Here is a 15,659-nt window from a genome sequence, read left to right on the forward strand (position 1 = left end):
ATCAGGCCGTCTTACCGTTAAAGCCGGTGATCGCGCCAGGGTTGACTTCGCCCAGGTTCGACACGCTCAGAATCATGCTGCCGCCGGCCGACAGGCGCACGCTGTTCAGCTTGCCCGCGATATCGACCGTCGGCTTTTCGGTGCCATTGGTGGTGACCTTCATGCTGTAGGTGCCAGCAGGCAAGCCCAGGGCGACGGGATCGATGGTGAACGGCACCGTGCCGGCCGCCTTGGCGCCCAGTTCGATCTTGTATTCCTTGTCGTCGATGCCTTTCAGTGTCACGGTGGTCTTGGTGGTGCCGGACGCCAGCGCGATGCTGCCGCTGACCTTGCTCTTGTCGAGCTGTACCGTCTCGCTGTTGACCATGACTTCGGAACCGACTTGCGCGCCCAGGGCCAGCACTTGCATCGATTGCAGCACGCTGGCATTGGCGCTGGTCAGCGCCGACAGGTTCTGCATCGCTTCCGTCTGCGCCTGCTGCGTCAATTGATTGACGAACTGGCTCGGATCGGTCGGCGCGAGGGGATCCTGGTTCTTGATCTGTGCGACCAGCAATTTGGTGAACATATCCTGGGTGGCATTGCTTTGCGACTTGACGGCATTGCTGTTGCTGCCGCTGCCGCTGGTGTTATTTGTAAAGAGATTGGTTTCCATGGATTATGCTTCACCTAATTTGAGGAGCGATTGCTGCATCGACTTGATGCGGCCCAGAACTTCGACATTGGTTTCAAACGCGCGCGAGGCCGACATCATGTCGGTCATCTCGGCGACCTGGTTGACGTTGGGGTAGAACACCATGCCATCGGCATTGGCCATCGGATGGCCCGGTTCATACACCTTGCGCAGCGGCTCATCGCTTTGCACCACGTCGAGTACTTGAACTCGTCCGCCGGCGCCGCTGGCACCGGGGCCATCCATCACGGCCGCAAACACCGGCTTGCGCGCGCGGTAGGTTTCGCCTTCGGAACCGGCCACGGAATCGGCATTGGCCAGGTTGCTGGCGATGGTATTGAGGCGCACGGTTTGCGCCGCCATCGCCGAACCGGCGATCTTGGAAATATCCTGGAAGCTCATGTGATCCTTATTGTCCGGAAATGGCCTTGGACAGACCCTTCAGTTTCATGTTGACGAAAGTGAGGCTGGTCTGGAAGTCGGTGGCATTCTGCGAGAACGCCGCCTGCTCCACGCCGATTTCGACGGTGTTGCCGTCGCGGCTGGGGTGGTAGGGGACGCGGTACAGGGCGCTGGCATCGTCATCGGTCGACAGCAGGCCGGCCTCGTTATCCTGCAACTGCTGCAGGGCGCTGCCGAAATCCATGTCCATGGCCTGGAAGCCTGGCGTGTTTTCATTGGCGATGTTGGCCGCCAGCACGCGAGTACGGTCGGCGCGCAGCGCGAGCGCATCGGCGTGCACGCCCAGCGCATCCTTGAAATTAATCCCCATGGTCATCCTTTGTATTGAATTCGATCGTGCTTTTTGCGGTTCGGGCTAGAAAATAGATGGTGCAGAGGTAAAATCCCAGCCTGGTCATGTTGACGCATGGTAAGGTCATGCCGCTTCAGTATCTTTGATTAAGGTTAGCAATGATTTATTTTGAGAACTATTCCATGATGTGGAACAAGGCGCAAGGTCGTCACATACTATTGCCAAGCCTATTTTTACTGACCAGCCTATATAGTAGTGCAGGACGCGCAGAATTGCCAGCCGACAATATATTTTCGCGTGTGGAACAATTGGCGCGCGAGCAATTGGCACAGCAGGCAGCCTCGGCGGGATTGCTGGAGCCGCAGTTCCAGGTGGCCGTGGTGAAAAGCACGCGCCCCATGCCGGCGTGCGCGGCGCCCGTCGCGCTGGAAACGGCGGACAGCCGTTCGGCGCAGCGCATGCGCTTTGTTGCAGTGTGTCCTGGGAGCAACGGTTGGCGCTATGAAATGCTGGCGCGCGGCAGCATCACGGCCCAGGTGGCGGTGACGAGCGCCCCCGTCACGGCGAATACGCCCTTGCAGGCGGGCGACGTGACGATGGCGCGGCGCGATGTGACGATGGTGCCCGACAGCATTGCCTCCTTGCCCGGCGCCGTTGGCCTGTCGAGCCGGCGCAGCTTGCGTGCCGGCGAAGTGTTGCGGCAAGGACAACTGGCCTCGCCCGTGTTGATCAAGCGGGGCAGTGCGGTGAATATCGTGGCGCGCAAGGAGCAGGTGGAGGTGAGCATGGCCGGCGAAGCGCTGGATCCGGGCGCGCAAGGGGAGGTGATTCGCGTGCGCAACGCCACCAGCGGCACGGTGATACGTGCCAGGGTGGTCGATGCGGGTGTGGTGGAGCCGGCCGATATTGCTGGCCGTTAAGAAAAATCAGTCGGCGGCGGCCGTGCGCTGCAGCCGCGTCGCCAGCTGCGTCAGCTTGGCGGCGTAGTTGGGGTCGGTGGCATAGCCGCCGCGCGCCAGGCCTTGCGCGAAGGCGCCCGCGTCGGCGCCCGTGTTCAGGGCGGCGCGGTAGCGCGGGTTGTCGAGCAGCACTTGCGCATAGTCGCGGAAGGCGCTGGCCTGGTCCGGGTAGCTGCGGAAGCGTTCCGTTTTTTTCAGGGCCGTAGCGCCGCCCGCCTCGTATTCGGTGGTGACATTGCTGGCCACGTCGCCCTGCCATTTGCCGCCGGCCTTGATGCCGAACAAATTATTCGTGTCCGCGCCCGTGCCCTGGCGCAGCGGACGCTGGCCCCAGCCCGATTCCAGCGCCGCGTGGGCGGCAACGATTTCCGGCGCCACGCCAAGGCGCGCGCCTGTTTCTTCCGTCCACGGCTTGATCGAGGCGAGGAATTGCTGCTGCGTTTCGCCGATCTCGCCGCCCTGGCTGATGCTGCCCAGGACGTTGACAGGCTGGCTTTGCTCCAGGTAGGCGCGGCCCTGCGGGCTCAGGCTGGTGGCATTGCCGCCGCCCTGTTCGATGAAGCGGGCCACTTCGCCCTGCACTTGCCGGAACACGCTGCCAAAGCTGCCGCCGGAGACAGTGGCGCCGGTGGCGTCGGTGGCGCGCATATTGCTTTGCACGGCATGGGTCGCCGCCGTCGATGGCGTCGCCGCCGTGGCGCGGGTGGTCAGGAAATCAGCCTGGCGCATACGTATCTTCCTCGCCATGCAGCACGCGCTGCATGATGCTGTACTGCTCTGTTAATAAATCGCTGTTGCGGGCATTCAGGCGCTTGCATTCAAGCACCATCTGTTCCAGCAAGGCCCAATCAGCCTGGGCCTTGCTGCGCGCGTCTTCTTGTAATAACGCAAACAATTGCGGCATATCGCCTTGCGGGCCCAGCAGGGCAGTGACGAGGCTGACCCGCTGGCGGCGGCGCGCATCGAGTGGCTCGACGGCGGCGACGACCTGGTCGGCCAGCGCCGTCAGCTGCGCGCTCTGGTGGTGCAGGGTGGCCTGAAATTGTTCTTCCAGCAAGGTTTGCAGGGCGGCGTAGCCGGCGCGGTCGTCCGTCATGCCTTGCAGCACGCGGCGCATGGCTTCCTGGCGCGTGATGCCCTTGCGCGGCGCGGTCACGATTCGCCGCCGTGGAAACGCTGGATCAGGCCAGCCAGTTTCGACGGATCGAACGGCAATTCGCCCTTGGCCAGCGCATCGCGCAGCATGGCCACGCGCTCGTGATCGATCTCGGGCATGGCGCGCAGGGCGGCCATGGCCGGTTGCAGCACGGCCGATTGCAGTTCCGCCCCGGCCGACGAGCCGCCCATGGCGCCTGCGGCGCCCGCGTGCTCGGCGATCGCCTCGGCCGGCGCCACGGCGCTGCTGCGCACGGCAGCGCCGGTATTGCCGGAGGAGATTTTCATACGTTGTTTGCCTTTAATTTGCATGCTCGTCCCGTTCCTTCTTTGCGGGCAGGCCCAGCTTATCACGCAGGCGCTGCAAGGTGCCCGAGTCCGGTTCACCCACTTGCAGCTCTTCGCCTTGCGGCTTTTGCCCCGCCATGCCGAACATGGCGGCGATGCTGTCGGCCTGGCCACGCGTCAATATTAACAGTTCGATGCGGCGGTTGATGCCGGCGCTGGCATTTTTCACGTCCAGCGGCGCGCGGTCGGCCATGCCCACCACTTGCAGCACGCTGTCCGGACTCATGCTGCCGATCAACAATTGCGCGCGCGCCGACATGGCGCGGTTGGCCGACAGGGTCCAGTTCGAAAAGCCTTCATAGCCGGTATTGGCGTATTGCATGGAATCGGTATGGCCGACGATCAGCATCTGGTTGTCCATCTGGGCAAAAACAGGGCCCATCTGGCGCAGCAGCTTGCGGAAGCGGTCGGTCGGCACGGCGCTGCCGCGCACGAACATGCCTTGCTTGTCCGTATCGTGCAGCATGACGCGCAAGCCGTAGGGCGTGATCACCGATTGCAAGTTGCTTTTTAATCCAGCTTCATCGCTGAGCTTGTCGAGCGCGCGCGACAGGCTCAGCAGGTCTTCCGGCGACTGGTAGCTGATCTTGGTCTGGTTTTGCGGCGCGGCGCCGGCCTTGCCATCCTGCATCTGCTTGCCTTCCGTGCGCGTGTCGCCCGTGCCCTTGCGGGGCATGGGGAAGCGCTCGATCAGGCTGCCACGGGGGCCGCCTTTCTGTTCCGGCATGACGCCCTGGCCTTCGCCCTGGCGGCTGCCGGCGCTGGCATCCATCATGATTTCCTTCATCGCCTGCTGCTCGCGCGCGGCCATCAGCCACAGCACGAGGAAGAGCGACAGCAGGGCCAGGCAAAAGTCGGCAAACGCTACTTTCCAGGCGCCGCCGTGGCCGTCGTCGTCGTGCTTGCGGCCAGCCCGCTTGATGATGGCCTGTTCATGTTTCTCATGCGGCTTTAGCACGGCGGCCTCCCCGGCCTTGGCCTTGCTCTTGTTCGGCGCCGCCATCTTCCAGCGCATTGATCCAGCTTTCCAGCTGGGCGAAGCTTGGCTTGATGTTCAACTGCACCAGGCGGCGGCCCGCATCGATGGCCAGCAGGGGCGGTTTGCCCGCCACGTGCGTGACCAGCACGACCTTCACGCACTCCATGGTCGAGCCTTCCTCGCCCACCAGCTGTTTCATCATGTTGCACATCGGATCGAGCACGCCGTAGCAAAAGAAGATGCCGATGAAGGTACCGACCATGGCGGCGCCCACTTTTTCCGAAATTTCCGCCGCATCGGCGCCGTCGGCCACGGAATTCATGGCCATCACGATACCGAGCACGGCGGCCAGAATACCGAAGCCGGGCATGGCTTCGGCGATCTTGTGCAGCGACTTCGACGGTTGCAGCAATTCGTCGTGGATGGCTTCCAGTTCCTGCTCCAGCACGCCTTCGAGCTCATGCGCGTTGATCTTGCCCATCGCCATCAAACGGAAGTTGTCGACGATGAAAGCGAGCAGCTTCGGCTCTTCCAGCACCAGCGGATAGCGCTGGAACAGGGCGCTTTCGCGCGGTGCCTCGACGTGGGCATCGAGCGCCTTCAGGCCGCCGGCGGCCGTTTGCAGCAGTTCGTACATCAGCAGCAGCAACTGGCGCTGGAATTCCGAGCCTTGCTTCTTGTGCGTGACGATCTTGCGCATCTGGTGCAGCATTTCACCGAGTACATGCTTGGGGTTGCCCAGCACCAGGGCGCCGACGGCGGCGCCAATGATGATGATCAACTCGACCGGTTGCCAGATCGCGTGGACGGTGCCGCCCATCAGGGCGAAGCCTCCGAATACACACCCCATCACGATTAAGATACCGATAATTACCATGTCAACTGCCTTTCTGCGTCATTGTGCTGCGTCAATTTGATGGATAGTGCTGAAACTTATGCGTCTTGCAGCATGGCTTTCATCTTGCCCAGTGCCGTCTTGTTGAGCTGGCAGACGCGGGCGTCGCTCAGGTCAAGCACGGCGGCTATTTCTTTGTAGCTCAGTTCGAATTCGTAATACATCTGGATCACGCGCTGCTCGCGTTCGTCCAGCGCGCGCAACGCTTGCTCCAGGCTGCGGCGCACCATCAATTGCTCTTCCGGGCTCGGTGCGCTGTCGGCCTGTCCCAGGCTTTCCTGCAGCACTTCGTCGAAACTGGCGATCAGCTCGGCGTTTTCAGCCAATTGATATTCCTGGAAGGCTTCCGGCGTCAGCTTCAGGGCCGCCATGATTTCCGCCTCCTGCGGCTCGCGTCCCAGGCGCCGGGTCAGGGCGCGCACGCTGTCGCGCAGGCGGTGGCTTTCCTGGCGCACGGCGCGCGGGCGCCAGTCCTGGCGCCGCAGTTCATCGAGGATGGCGCCACGGATGCGCAGGCTGGCATAGCTGCCGAAAGACTGATCCGGCACGCCGTAGCGGCGCAAGGCTTCGAGCAAACCCATCAGGCCAATCTGCTCCATGTCGTCGCGGTCGATGGCGCCCGATACCTGCGAATTGAGCTGGCGCACGATGCGCTTCACCAAAGGGGCGTACGCCACCAGATGTTGTTGCTCTTCAGCAACGCTGAGCACGGCCGCGCAAGCACTGGCGGCCGCATATTCTCCGGCGCCATACGCTTCCTGGTATTGCTCTGCATAAGCCACAGGGTCTCCCACTAGGTCGGCTGGCGTGTTGGCTTATTCAATGATCAGCTTGCCGACCATGACTTCGGTGAACGGCTTTTCCATCTGCTCGCGTTCATAGCTGACATTGAATGCCTTGTTGATCTGCTCGGCATACTGGTCCACGGTCATGGTTTGCGCCTTGTCCAGTGGAAAGCTCGACAGGGTGCTGACGGCGATCGAGCGCATCAGCGGCAAGTGGTCCTTGGTCAGCTTTTCCTTTTCTTCGGTGGTGGCGATCACCAGGTCGGCCGACAGGTAATGCGTTTCGCCTTCGCCGGGAGCGCGGCGCAGCATCACGATGACCTTGTCAAGCGTGATGAATTTGCGCGCCTTCTTGCCCGTGGCGGGCGGTGGCGGGGCTTTCGCTTCGGCAACATCGGCATGGCCGGCGACCGGCTTGGCCAGGTACCACATGGCGCCGCCTGCCGCGCCGGCGGCCAGCACCGCCACGGCGATAAAGCCGCCTATCAGTTTCATTTTCATAGTCATCAGGTGGTTTCTCGCTCATGCATGGCGTACGTGGTGCTGGAGGCTGTGCCATCGGACAGGGCGCGGCCCGGTTCGGCATCGTCCTGCTGGCGGCCCGGTTGACGCTGGCCGCGCGCATCGCCTTCGGCAAATGCCTGGGCGGCGGGGCTGCGCGGGGTGGCGCTGATATTGACGGCCACCTCGGTGTACTGGCGCTGCGCCAGGTCGCTGCGCATGTTTTCGCCGATGCCTTGCAACTGGCGCAACACTTCCGAGTTCGATGCCGTGACGTTCACCTGCAGCGCGCCGGCCGTGTGGCGGATGGAGATCTCAATGCGGCCCAGCATGGGCGGGTCGAGGCGGATCGTCGCGTGTTCGCTGTTGCGGCCGAGCTGCGTCTGCAGGCGTTCGCCCAGCGCTTCGCGCAGCGGTTCCTGCCATTGCTGGGCAGGGCCGTTGAGCTTGATGGTATCGCCGGCCGGGGCCGCCGTGGCGGCATTGCCGACCGCGCCCGCCAGGCCCAGATTGGGTGGCGTTGGCGTCGCAGCGCCGCGTTCGCCTTCGCGCGCCGCAGCGGCAGGAGTGGCGGCCGTCAACGGCGTGCCTTGCTGCAATAGCGATTCGAAAGGCTGGGCCGGCGCGCTGCCCTTGGCGGCGCTCGCCGGGATGGCTGCTGCCAGCGGTTCGCGCGTATCGCGGCCTGCCGGCTGCGCCGTTCCCTGTGCGCTGAGGCTGATCGCCGCCGGATGCAGGCTGATGTTGAGTGCCGGGTTGGCTTGCGCCACATTCGCCTGCGCGGGTGTCTGTGTCTGTGCCTGCGCGGCGGCGCGCGCCTCGGCTGCGGCCGCGTCCGTTGGCGGCAGCATCGTCAGCGGCAAGCCGATGACAGGGGCGGCCATGGCGGGCAGGCCGCTGTCGGCCTGGCTGTCGCTGTCGCCATCCTTGGCGGGCGCGGGCGTATCGCCATCGGCCGTCTGCGTGCCTGTCACATCGAGCACCTGCGCAAACAGGGGCAGGGCGGAGGGCGCTGCACCGTTGCTGCCATAGCCTGGCGTGCCGGGCACGGCGGCCGCCTGTGCCGGCGCTGGCGCCGAGGCTGGTGCCGGTGCCGCATTGGCCGTCGCTGCCGGAGCGGCCGGCGCCTTGTTGAAGTTCATGATCATGCTTGATTCCCGTCCGAGTCGTATTCGCCGAGTGCGGCGTAGGCGACCCAACCTTCCTTATTTGCCTGTAATGCACCCAGGTGTTGACCCAGGCGTTCTTTTTCCGCAGAGCAAATTTTAACCGCTTGCGCGTGAATTTTGCGCAATTGCAACAATTCTGTTTGTTCCAGCGCATTCCATGCGCCGCGTTCGGCCAGCAGCGGGATGTTTTTCGCCAGGCTGGCCGAGATTTGTTCCATCGCCTCCCAGTCTGCCTGGGCGACAGCCGCGCTCAAATGCCGGCTCAGCTGCTGCAGCGCAGCGCGCCTAGGCATTATTGGCCTGGACGCCCACCCAGCCGCGCTTGATGGTGGTCATCAAGGTAGTTACTTCATCGATCAGCGTCGGGTCGAGCTTGATGCCGGCCGTGTACAGGCGCGCCACGCAATAGTCGTACAGGCGCGCCAGGTTGACCACCACTTCGCCGCCATTGTCGAAATCGAGCGAGCTCGACAGACCGTTGATGATCTGCGTGCATTTATCCAGGCTGATGGCCTTTTGCTCGTAGCGCTTGCCCACGATATGCCCGCGCGCGCGCGCCAGTTCTTCCAGCAAGCCGTCCGTCAGCACCAGTACCAGCTCGACCGGTGTGGCGCGGGCGGTCTGGGAATCCAGGTTGACGGCGTGGTAGTTGCCGTAAGCTTCATTGTTCAACATTATTATCTTCTCGCTATGTTAACTGTGGCGGCGCGGCTGGCACGTCCGCCTTAGGATTTGCTGCTATTAAACATGGCATCGAACATGTCGGAATTCCTGGTCATTTGCTCCTGCAATACTTGCAGTCGGGAATACTGATCCAGGAAGCGGCTGTACGCCGTGTTGTACTGGTTGGTCAGACGCTCGCTGCTCTTGACCAGGCTCTTCTGCAACTTGTCCGTTGCTGCCATGCGTTGGGTGATCTGGCCCTTGGTGACATTGCTCCACTGGCCCAGCACCTTGTCCAGGCCGCCGAGCACGCCGGCAGGTGCCGACAGGCTGTTATTGCCGAACAGTTTGTCCAGGCCGCCAGGATTATCTGCCAGTTTGGCCGTCAGTTTGGCGGCATTCAGGCTGATCGTGCCATCGCGCTGGGCCGTAATGCCATACGCCACCAGCGACACGCCATCGACGTTCAGGCGCAAGGCATCGCCCATGCTGGAGCGCAGGGCGTTCAGGCCGGAATCGTGGGCAAAGATGCCGGCAGCGATATTTTTCTCCGGGTTGCCGGGGTTGGCCAGGCCATCCATCACGCTTTTCAGCTTGTTGTAGGCGTCGACGAAGGCTTGCACATTGGCAATGGTGCCGGCGCTATCCGTCCCGACGGTCACGGTAAGCGGATTTTCGCCCGCCGTCATGGCCTTGGTGAACGTCATTTTCACGTCGGGCACGTTGGTAAACGTGTTCGATGCCTGCGTGATTTTGGTGCCGGAGCCCTGGGCTCCCAGCCAGACGATGGCATCCTTGGGCGCCACGAGGGCTTTCTTGTCGCTCTGCAGCGCTGTCTGCAGCGCCGGATCCGTCACACTGTTGGTGTCGATCGAGACGGCATTGGCCAGGCCGGTGAGATTCGATGTCAGCACCAATTGCGCCTGGTTGCCGATATTGATGACGGAAGCGGTGACGCGCGCATTATTCTTGCTGTTGCCATTGATGGCGGCGGCGATTTCCTGCGGCGTCAGGTAGGGGTCGCCATCCTTGTTGGCGGCGGCCAGGTCGATGTCGAAGGCATTGTCGGCCGTGGCAGCGGCTGCCGGGTCGCCGATGCGGATGGTCAGGTTGCCACCGTTGGCGGGCGTGGTGCTGCTCAAGCCGCCATACGACGTCTGGCTGGCCGTGGCCAGTTGTTCCACAAAGAACGCGTAGCTGCCCGGCGCCGCCTTGATGCCGGCCGTGGCCGTGCCATACGCGGTATTGCTGAAGGTAGCGGACTGGTTCAGCACGGATTTGCTGGACGTCATTGCCGACATCGCCAGCTGGAATGCCGAGATGGCCGATTTCAGGTTGCCCAGCGCGCTGGAGGTGTTGTTGGCAAGCGTACTCTGAGCCTCCAGGGCCGCCTTTTGCGCAGCCACCGATTTGGTAGCCAGTTGTTGTGCTGTGACGAGTGGATCGTATCGTGGTGCGGTAATTGCGTTTGCCATGCCAGACTCCTGAATAAAGGGTTATACCGGTACAAGGCGACCCCCATTCCCGTTTCGTGAAGTTTTCCTGAAAGAAACTTACACAAACTTCATTTTACCTGCCCGCGGAACCAGAATTGCGTCGCCAGCTCGTCTTGCCGCTTCGCATCAACTCGTTGTTGCTCATTTGCAACATGCTTCTGTTTTTGCGTCAGCACCTGGTCCAGCACTTCGCGCTTGGCCCAGGCCGTGTTCAGTGCGCGTTGCGAAACGGCCATGTTGGCTTCGTGCAGGTGCAAATCCGTGCGGTGCTGGTCGGCCATCTGCATCACGGCCTGCTTGAAGTTGCCGCAGTTGACGGACAGCGCCAGGGGCAGGGCGCCGCTGGGGCCGCTATCCGTGTACAGGCCCGTAAGGCGCTCCAGGTTTTTCTGGTAGCGCTCGCGCACGGCCGTCTGCGCCGCCATTTCGCCTTGCAGGCGTTCCACTTCGGTGCTGCGCAGGCCGACCAGGGTGGTCAGATTGCGGATGGTATGCGCGTCGCTCACATATGCTCCTAGGCCATGATCTGTTCAAGTTGTTCGATGCACGGCCCCATCGGCGCCTCTTCCTTGGTGCCCTGGCACAGGAAGGCTTCGATGGGCGCGTGCAGCTGCACGGCGCGGTCGGTGATCGGGTCGGCGCCCGGCACGTAGGCGCCCAGCGGGATCAGGTCGCGCACGCGCGCGTGGCGCGCCATCGACGCCTTCAGCGCGCGCGCCGCCTGCATGTGCTCGGGCGTGATCACCTGCGCCATGCAGCGGCTGATCGAGGCGGCGATGTCGATGGCGGGGTAGTGGCCCCGCTCGGCCAGTTCGCGCGTGAGCACGATGTGGCCGTCGAGAATCGCGCGCGCCGTGTCGACCACGGGATCCTGCTGGTCGTCGCCTTCGGCCAGCACCGTGTAGATGGCGCTCATGCTGCCGTCCGGGTGGGCGCCGTTGCCGGCGCTTTCCACCAGTTGCGGCAGGTTCGAAAAGACGGATGGCGGATAGCCGCGCGTGGCGGGCGGCTCGCCCAGGGCCAGCGCCACTTCGCGCAAGGCCATGGCATAGCGCGTGAGCGAATCGACCAGCAGCAGCACGTGCTTGCCCTGGTCGCGGTAGTGCGCGGCGATGGAATGGCACAGCTCGGTGGCCATGATGCGCATCAAGGGCGATTCGTCGGCCGGTGCGATCACCAGCACGGCTTTTTTCAAGCCTTCGGCGCCGAGCGACTTTTCGACGAATTCGCGCACTTCGCGGCCCCGTTCGCCGATCAGGCCGACGACGACGACATCGGCCACCGTCTGGCGCGTGATCAGGCCCAGCAGCACGCTCTTGCCGACGCCGGAACCGGCCATCAGGCCCACGCGCTGGCCCTTGCCCAGGGTCAACATACTGTTGATGGCCCGCACGCCCACGTCCAGCGGTTCGACCACCGGTTGTTTCTTCAGGGGATTGATTTTTGGTGGCGTGACTTCCAGGATGTGTTCGCCGCCGAGGCGGCCCAGGTCGTCGATCGGCTCGCCCAGGCCATTCACCATGCGGCCCAGCCACGAGGGGCCGATCTGCAGGCTGGCCTTGTCGGGCAGGGGCAGGACCCTGGCGCCCGTGGTCAGGCCCGTGGCCTTCTTGAACGGCATCAGGTAAGACAGTTTTTCGCGGAAGCCGACGACTTGCGCATCGAGCCACTCGCCGCTGACAGTTTCAATTTGACAACGCTGGCCCGTGTGCAGGCGGCAGCCGGCGCTTTCCAGCAGCAGGCCGGAAGCGCCGACCAGGCGGCCGGTGGGTGTCGCGACCGGGATATCGCCGATCTCGAAACTGCGCAGCGTGTCGGCGATCATGCAGGCGCGCCCTGGTCAGCGTGTTCGGCGGCCAGCGCCAGGTGGCTGCTGACTTGCTCCATGCAGGCCGACAGGCGCTGATGGCAGCCGGCGTCGACTTCATTGTCGCCCGCCTTGATGCGGCATTCGCCCGCGTCGAGGCGCGCGTCGGCGATCAGGTTCCAGCGCTTGGCGCGCTTCGGATCGAGTTCGCTGATGCGTTTGAGTTCTTCCGGATTGAGGAAAACGTCGATTTCCTCGCGCGTGGGCGGCATCGAGGCCAGAGTCTCGTCGACCAGGGCCAGCAATTGCACCGGCTGCAGCGCCAGTTCCGCGCGGATCACCTGGCGCGCCACTTTGGCCACCAGGTCGACCACTTCCTTGCGCTGCGCTTCGCGGTAATCGGCGCGCACTTTCTTCAGGTCGCGCAGGATGGCGTCGACGGGGCGGGCCAGGCGGTCCAGCGCCACCAGGGTTTCATTGCGGCCTTCTTCGCGGCCCTGCGCCACGCCGTCGCTGCGCCCGGCGTCGTAGCCGTCCTGCTGGCCTTGCACCAGGCCCACTTCGTAGCCGTCGCGCTGGCCCTGCTCGAAGCCTTCCGAGACGGACGCCTGCCACTGGCCGTCCGTGTCCTCGCTGGCGGCGCGCTGGCCGGCGGCGATGAATTGCGACAGGGGCGGGAAACGATACGAGCGGAAGTGTTTCATTCGATCACCGCTTCGGCAAACAGTTGCACTTCGATTTCGCCCGCATCGGCGAGGCCCTTGACGGTGGCCATGATTTCCTGGCGCGTCTGTTCGATACGGCTCAAAGGCACGGGGCCGGAACGGCGCATCATGTCTTCGAAGCTCTGCGCCTGGCGGCGCGGCATGGTTTTCAGCACGGCGTCGCGGATCGACGGTTCCGCGCCCTTGAGGGCGATGGCCCACTGTTCCATCGGCACGTCTTCCAGGATGCGCGTGAGCGTGACATCGCTCTGCGTGGCCAGGATCAGGAAGTCGTACATGCTCAGTTCGATTTCCGAGACGACGTCCGGGTCGTGCGCGCGCAGCAGTTCGACCAGCGCGGCGCGGTTGCCCGGCATGCGGTTGAGAATCTCTGCCGCCTGGCGGATGCCTTCCACGCTGGTGCTTTGTGTGTCGAGCGTGCCCAGGCAGCGGCCCACCAGTTCGTCGAGCTCGACCAGCAGGTCGCGGTCGATCTCGTCCAGGCGGGCCAGGTTCAGCAAGACCAGGTCGCGGCCTTCGACGGGCAGGGCGTCGAGGATCTGCCCGGCCAGCGCGGGCGGCAGGAAGGCCAGGAACACGGCTTGCATCTGCACGTGCTCGTTGACGATGTATTCAGCCAGCCATTTTGGCGAGGCCCACTGCAGGCGCGCCATTTTGGGGCGGATGGCGTCGCCGTAAATGTTGTTCAGCACGCTGTTCGCGATATCGCTGCCCAGCGCCATGTCCAGCGAGCGCTTCAGGTAGCTGCGCGAGGCGCCGTGCACGCCGCTTTGCTGGCGGTAGTCGTCGAAGAAGGTCTGCATGGCCGTTTTCACGGATTCGACCTTGATGCCGCTCATGCGCGACATCACCTGCGTGACTTCCAGCAATTCTTCACGCGACAGGCAGCGCAGCACATTGGCGGCCTGTTCTTCGCCTATGCTCAGCAGCACGATGGCAGCCTGTTCCACAGGGCTCAGGCTGACGTTCTCGACATCTGCGTCGTCAGGGAAATTATTGTTGTTGAGTTCGGCCATTTTTCTGCATCCATTGTTTGACGACTTCGGCGACACGCTCGGGTTCTTTTTCCGCCAGCACTTTCAGGTGGTCGACCATCACGTCGACCGCCGAGCCGGGTGGCGGCAAGTCATAGTTTTCCAGCAGCGGCACGACCGGCATGCTGCCGCCGGCGGCAGCTTCGCCTTCGAGCGCCAGCGGGCTGCCATTCACGCCCAGGGCCGGCGCGCCGGCGGCGGTGGCGCCAGTGGCGCCGGCCGTGCTGCTGCCGGCCAGGGCCATGGCGGGATCGATCTGTTTGAGTGTCGGCGGCGCCAGGCGCGTGGTCAGCAGGCGCAGCAGCGGACGCAGGATCAGGAAGTAGCCGAGCACGGCGCCCAGGGCGTACAGCAGCCAGCTGCTGAAATCGACGACGGTGTCGCGCTCTTCCCACCACTGCGCCACGGGCGGCTTGGCCGGGAAGGCCAGCGCCGTCAGGCTCAGGCTGTCGCCGCGCTGGGCGTTGATGCCCAGGCCGCTGTTGAGCATTTTTTCAATATTGCCCAGTTCGGCAGGGGTCCAGCCCGTTTTCGGGTTCGGTGCGGCGGCGCTGTTGAGGACCACGGCGACGCTGAGTTTTTCCAGGCGGCCACGGCTGCGCTTGATCTGCGTGATGCTGCGGTCGTACGCGTACTGGCGCGTGGTGGCGTTCTTGCGGGCCGTGCCGTCGTCGGACGGCTTCGGCGCGCCATCGGCGGGCGCGGCGCCGGCGGCGTCGGCCGGTGCCGGCACGGCGGCCGCTGGCGGACGGTTCGACAGGCTGCCGGGAATGCCGGCCACGGTGCGGTTGCGTTCCTGCTCTTCGCGCATCGCTTCGCTCGTCACTTTCGGGGCTTCGCCGTATTTTTCCAGCGTTTCGTCCACGCGGTCGTTGTTCACGGAGGCCGTCACGCTGAGCTTGAAGTTGTCTTCGCCGATGACGGGGCCGAGCAAGCCCGTGACGTTGCGGCGGATTTCATCCTGGAAACGTTTCGCGCCTTCATTGCCGGCGGCCGAGGCATCGAAACCGTCCGTCAGGTCGACGTGCGAGGACAGCAGGTTGCCGCCCTGGTCGACCAGGCTCACGCGCGTGGGCGCCAGGCTGGCGACGCTGCCGGACACCATGTTGATGATCGCGGCGATCTGTTCCGGCGCCAGGGTGCGGCCCGGTTTCAGCGCCACCACCACGGAGGCGGACGATTTGTCGCCGTCGCTGGCGACAAACGACGTCGATTTGGCAATCGACAGATGGACGCGCGCCGAAGCGATCGCGTCCATCGTCATGATGCTTTGCGCCAACTCGCCTTCCAGGCCGCGGCGGAAGCGCACGTCCTGCACGAATTGGGAGACGCCCAGCGGGTCATTCTTGTCCATCAGCTCCAGGCCGGCCGGCAGCTGCGCCGTCACGCCCTTCGAGGCCAGCAGCATGCGCACCTTGCCCAGCATGGCGTCGGGCACCAGCACCTGGCCGCTGTCCGGATGCAAACGGTAGGGGATGTGCTCGGCGTCCAGGGTGGCCATCATGTCCGTCACGGCCACTTTTTCGCGCGCGCCAAACACCGGCTTGTAGTTGGCCTGGTCGCGCCAGGCATACATGGTCACCATGGCGGTGATGCCGATGGCCAGCACGACGATGGGAACCAGGTTTTTCAGCAGGGCGGGCGGGATGGCGGGCTGGGCGCCAAGGCGCCAGCGCGCAAATGCGGACTTCATGGGGGTAATCACTTGGGGTAACT

At 63.9% G+C, this 15,659-nt stretch carries 20 protein-coding genes; 1 reads left to right on the forward strand and 19 read right to left on the reverse strand.

The window, feature by feature from the left end; translation table 11 throughout:
• Position 1: 1 nt before the first annotated feature.
• Genes AC07X6_RS22935 through flgB form a run of 3 tightly spaced genes read right to left on the reverse strand, consistent with a single transcriptional unit; the run spans position 2 to position 1,445 of the window.
• Entirely contained in the window at positions 2–655 is a 654-nt protein-coding gene (locus tag AC07X6_RS22935; protein ID WP_230541886.1) for a flagellar hook capping FlgD N-terminal domain-containing protein, read from the reverse strand.
• A 3-nt stretch (positions 656–658) separates the two neighbouring features.
• Positions 659–1,075, reverse strand: a complete 417-nt coding sequence (gene flgC, locus AC07X6_RS22940) for a flagellar basal body rod protein FlgC (protein ID WP_034757795.1) — start codon at positions 1,073–1,075, stop codon at positions 659–661.
• 7 nt (positions 1,076–1,082) lie between these two features.
• Positions 1,083–1,445, reverse strand: a complete 363-nt coding sequence (gene flgB / locus AC07X6_RS22945) for a flagellar basal body rod protein FlgB (protein ID WP_034758109.1) — start codon at positions 1,443–1,445, stop codon at positions 1,083–1,085.
• Between the two features lie 254 nt (positions 1,446–1,699).
• Here flgB and flgA point away from each other — a divergent pair, with 254 nt between their 5' ends.
• Entirely contained in the window at positions 1,700–2,347 is a 648-nt protein-coding gene (gene flgA, locus AC07X6_RS22950) for a flagellar basal body P-ring formation chaperone FlgA (RefSeq protein ID WP_494792513.1), read from the forward strand.
• A 6-nt stretch (positions 2,348–2,353) separates the two neighbouring features.
• Here the strand turns inward: flgA and AC07X6_RS22955 are convergent, their stop codons facing one another.
• From AC07X6_RS22955 to fliF, 16 genes are all read right to left on the reverse strand, one after another.
• Positions 2,354–3,115 carry a glycoside hydrolase family 73 protein gene (locus tag AC07X6_RS22955; protein WP_494792514.1) on the reverse strand — a complete coding sequence of 254 codons (762 nt, stop codon included), beginning with the start codon at positions 3,113–3,115 and terminating at the stop codon, positions 2,354–2,356.
• Positions 3,102–3,542 (reverse strand): flagellar export chaperone FlgN, encoded by a 441-nt coding sequence (gene flgN, locus AC07X6_RS22960; RefSeq protein ID WP_230541889.1) that lies wholly within the window; start codon positions 3,540–3,542, stop codon positions 3,102–3,104. The genes AC07X6_RS22955 and flgN overlap by 14 nt, the downstream gene beginning before the upstream one ends.
• Positions 3,539–3,829: a flagellar biosynthesis anti-sigma factor FlgM gene (flgM, locus tag AC07X6_RS22965; protein ID WP_230541890.1), complete on the reverse strand. Its 291-nt coding sequence runs from the start codon at positions 3,827–3,829 to the stop codon at positions 3,539–3,541. The genes flgN and flgM overlap by 4 nt, the downstream gene beginning before the upstream one ends.
• A 13-nt stretch (positions 3,830–3,842) precedes the next feature.
• On the reverse strand, positions 3,843–4,904 hold the full coding sequence (locus AC07X6_RS22970) for a flagellar motor protein MotB (protein WP_230541891.1): 1,062 nt from the start codon (positions 4,902–4,904) through the stop codon (positions 3,843–3,845).
• Positions 4,831–5,745 (reverse strand): flagellar motor stator protein MotA, encoded by a 915-nt coding sequence (gene motA / locus AC07X6_RS22975; RefSeq protein WP_034757817.1) that lies wholly within the window; start codon positions 5,743–5,745, stop codon positions 4,831–4,833. Before motA ends, AC07X6_RS22970 begins: the two co-directional genes overlap by 74 nt.
• 56 nt (positions 5,746–5,801) lie before the next feature.
• Positions 5,802–6,545 carry a FliA/WhiG family RNA polymerase sigma factor gene (locus AC07X6_RS22980; protein ID WP_230541892.1) on the reverse strand — a complete coding sequence of 248 codons (744 nt, stop codon included), beginning with the start codon at positions 6,543–6,545 and terminating at the stop codon, positions 5,802–5,804.
• A 33-nt stretch (positions 6,546–6,578) separates the two neighbouring features.
• Positions 6,579–7,055, reverse strand: a complete 477-nt coding sequence (locus tag AC07X6_RS22985) for a flagellar basal body-associated FliL family protein (protein WP_230541893.1) — start codon at positions 7,053–7,055, stop codon at positions 6,579–6,581.
• The gene (locus tag AC07X6_RS22990) at positions 7,055–8,197 is read right to left on the reverse strand and encodes a flagellar hook-length control protein FliK (protein ID WP_494792515.1); all 1,143 of its coding nucleotides are present in this window, start codon (positions 8,195–8,197) and stop codon (positions 7,055–7,057) included. Before AC07X6_RS22990 ends, AC07X6_RS22985 begins: the two co-directional genes overlap by 1 nt.
• The gene (locus AC07X6_RS22995) at positions 8,194–8,436 is read right to left on the reverse strand and encodes a hypothetical protein (RefSeq protein ID WP_230541895.1); all 243 of its coding nucleotides are present in this window, start codon (positions 8,434–8,436) and stop codon (positions 8,194–8,196) included. Before AC07X6_RS22995 ends, AC07X6_RS22990 begins: the two co-directional genes overlap by 4 nt.
• A gap of 67 nt (positions 8,437–8,503) precedes the next feature.
• Complete coding sequence (gene fliS / locus AC07X6_RS23000) at positions 8,504–8,893, reverse strand: flagellar export chaperone FliS (protein WP_072454561.1); 390 nt, start codon at positions 8,891–8,893, stop codon at positions 8,504–8,506.
• A gap of 50 nt (positions 8,894–8,943) precedes the next feature.
• Positions 8,944–10,356 carry a flagellar filament capping protein FliD gene (fliD, locus tag AC07X6_RS23005; RefSeq protein WP_494792516.1) on the reverse strand — a complete coding sequence of 471 codons (1,413 nt, stop codon included), beginning with the start codon at positions 10,354–10,356 and terminating at the stop codon, positions 8,944–8,946.
• An 89-nt stretch (positions 10,357–10,445) separates the two neighbouring features.
• Positions 10,446–10,883: a flagellar export protein FliJ gene (locus AC07X6_RS23010; RefSeq protein WP_070289072.1), complete on the reverse strand. Its 438-nt coding sequence runs from the start codon at positions 10,881–10,883 to the stop codon at positions 10,446–10,448.
• An 8-nt stretch (positions 10,884–10,891) separates the two neighbouring features.
• Positions 10,892–12,202: a flagellar protein export ATPase FliI gene (fliI, locus tag AC07X6_RS23015; protein WP_230541897.1), complete on the reverse strand. Its 1,311-nt coding sequence runs from the start codon at positions 12,200–12,202 to the stop codon at positions 10,892–10,894.
• Positions 12,199–12,888, reverse strand: coding sequence for a flagellar assembly protein FliH (gene fliH, locus AC07X6_RS23020; RefSeq protein ID WP_099375832.1), 690 nt, complete (start codon positions 12,886–12,888; stop codon positions 12,199–12,201). Before fliH ends, fliI begins: the two co-directional genes overlap by 4 nt.
• On the reverse strand, positions 12,885–13,925 hold the full coding sequence (locus tag AC07X6_RS23025) for a flagellar motor switch protein FliG (RefSeq protein ID WP_230541898.1): 1,041 nt from the start codon (positions 13,923–13,925) through the stop codon (positions 12,885–12,887). Before AC07X6_RS23025 ends, fliH begins: the two co-directional genes overlap by 4 nt.
• On the reverse strand, positions 13,903–15,636 hold the full coding sequence (fliF, locus tag AC07X6_RS23030) for a flagellar basal-body MS-ring/collar protein FliF (protein ID WP_494792517.1): 1,734 nt from the start codon (positions 15,634–15,636) through the stop codon (positions 13,903–13,905). The genes AC07X6_RS23025 and fliF overlap by 23 nt, the downstream gene beginning before the upstream one ends.
• Positions 15,637–15,659 lie beyond the last annotated feature (23 nt).

It is taken from the genome of Janthinobacterium sp. GW460-12-1-14-LB5, assembly GCF_059423585.1.

Excerpts from the sequence above, each read along its gene's own strand:
- AC07X6_RS22955 (WP_494792514.1), bottom strand. The coding sequence starts at position 3,115 with ATGCGCCAGGCTGATTTCCTGACCACCCGCGCCACGGCGGCGACGCCA.
- AC07X6_RS22990 (WP_494792515.1), bottom strand. The coding sequence starts at position 8,197 with ATGATCATGAACTTCAACAAGGCGCCGGCCGCTCCGGCAGCGACGGCC.
- AC07X6_RS22985 (WP_230541893.1), bottom strand. The coding sequence starts at position 7,055 with ATGACTATGAAAATGAAACTGATAGGCGGCTTTATCGCCGTGGCGGTG.
- fliF (WP_494792517.1), bottom strand. The coding sequence starts at position 15,636 with ATGAAGTCCGCATTTGCGCGCTGGCGCCTTGGCGCCCAGCCCGCCATC.
- AC07X6_RS22935 (WP_230541886.1), bottom strand. The coding sequence starts at position 655 with ATGGAAACCAATCTCTTTACAAATAACACCAGCGGCAGCGGCAGCAAC.
- flgM (WP_230541890.1), bottom strand. The coding sequence starts at position 3,829 with ATGAAAATCTCCTCCGGCAATACCGGCGCTGCCGTGCGCAGCAGCGCC.
- AC07X6_RS22995 (WP_230541895.1), bottom strand. The coding sequence starts at position 8,436 with ATGGAACAAATCTCGGCCAGCCTGGCGAAAAACATCCCGCTGCTGGCC.
- AC07X6_RS22970 (WP_230541891.1), bottom strand. The coding sequence starts at position 4,904 with ATGCGCTGGAAGATGGCGGCGCCGAACAAGAGCAAGGCCAAGGCCGGG.
- motA (WP_034757817.1), bottom strand. The coding sequence starts at position 5,745 with ATGGTAATTATCGGTATCTTAATCGTGATGGGGTGTGTATTCGGAGGC.
- flgC (WP_034757795.1), bottom strand. The coding sequence starts at position 1,075 with ATGAGCTTCCAGGATATTTCCAAGATCGCCGGTTCGGCGATGGCGGCG.
- fliD (WP_494792516.1), bottom strand. The coding sequence starts at position 10,356 with ATGGCAAACGCAATTACCGCACCACGATACGATCCACTCGTCACAGCA.
- flgB (WP_034758109.1), bottom strand. The coding sequence starts at position 1,445 with ATGGGGATTAATTTCAAGGATGCGCTGGGCGTGCACGCCGATGCGCTC.
- fliS (WP_072454561.1), bottom strand. The coding sequence starts at position 8,893 with ATGTTGAACAATGAAGCTTACGGCAACTACCACGCCGTCAACCTGGAT.
- fliI (WP_230541897.1), bottom strand. The coding sequence starts at position 12,202 with ATGATCGCCGACACGCTGCGCAGTTTCGAGATCGGCGATATCCCGGTC.
- AC07X6_RS23025 (WP_230541898.1), bottom strand. The coding sequence starts at position 13,925 with ATGGCCGAACTCAACAACAATAATTTCCCTGACGACGCAGATGTCGAG.
- fliH (WP_099375832.1), bottom strand. The coding sequence starts at position 12,888 with ATGAAACACTTCCGCTCGTATCGTTTCCCGCCCCTGTCGCAATTCATC.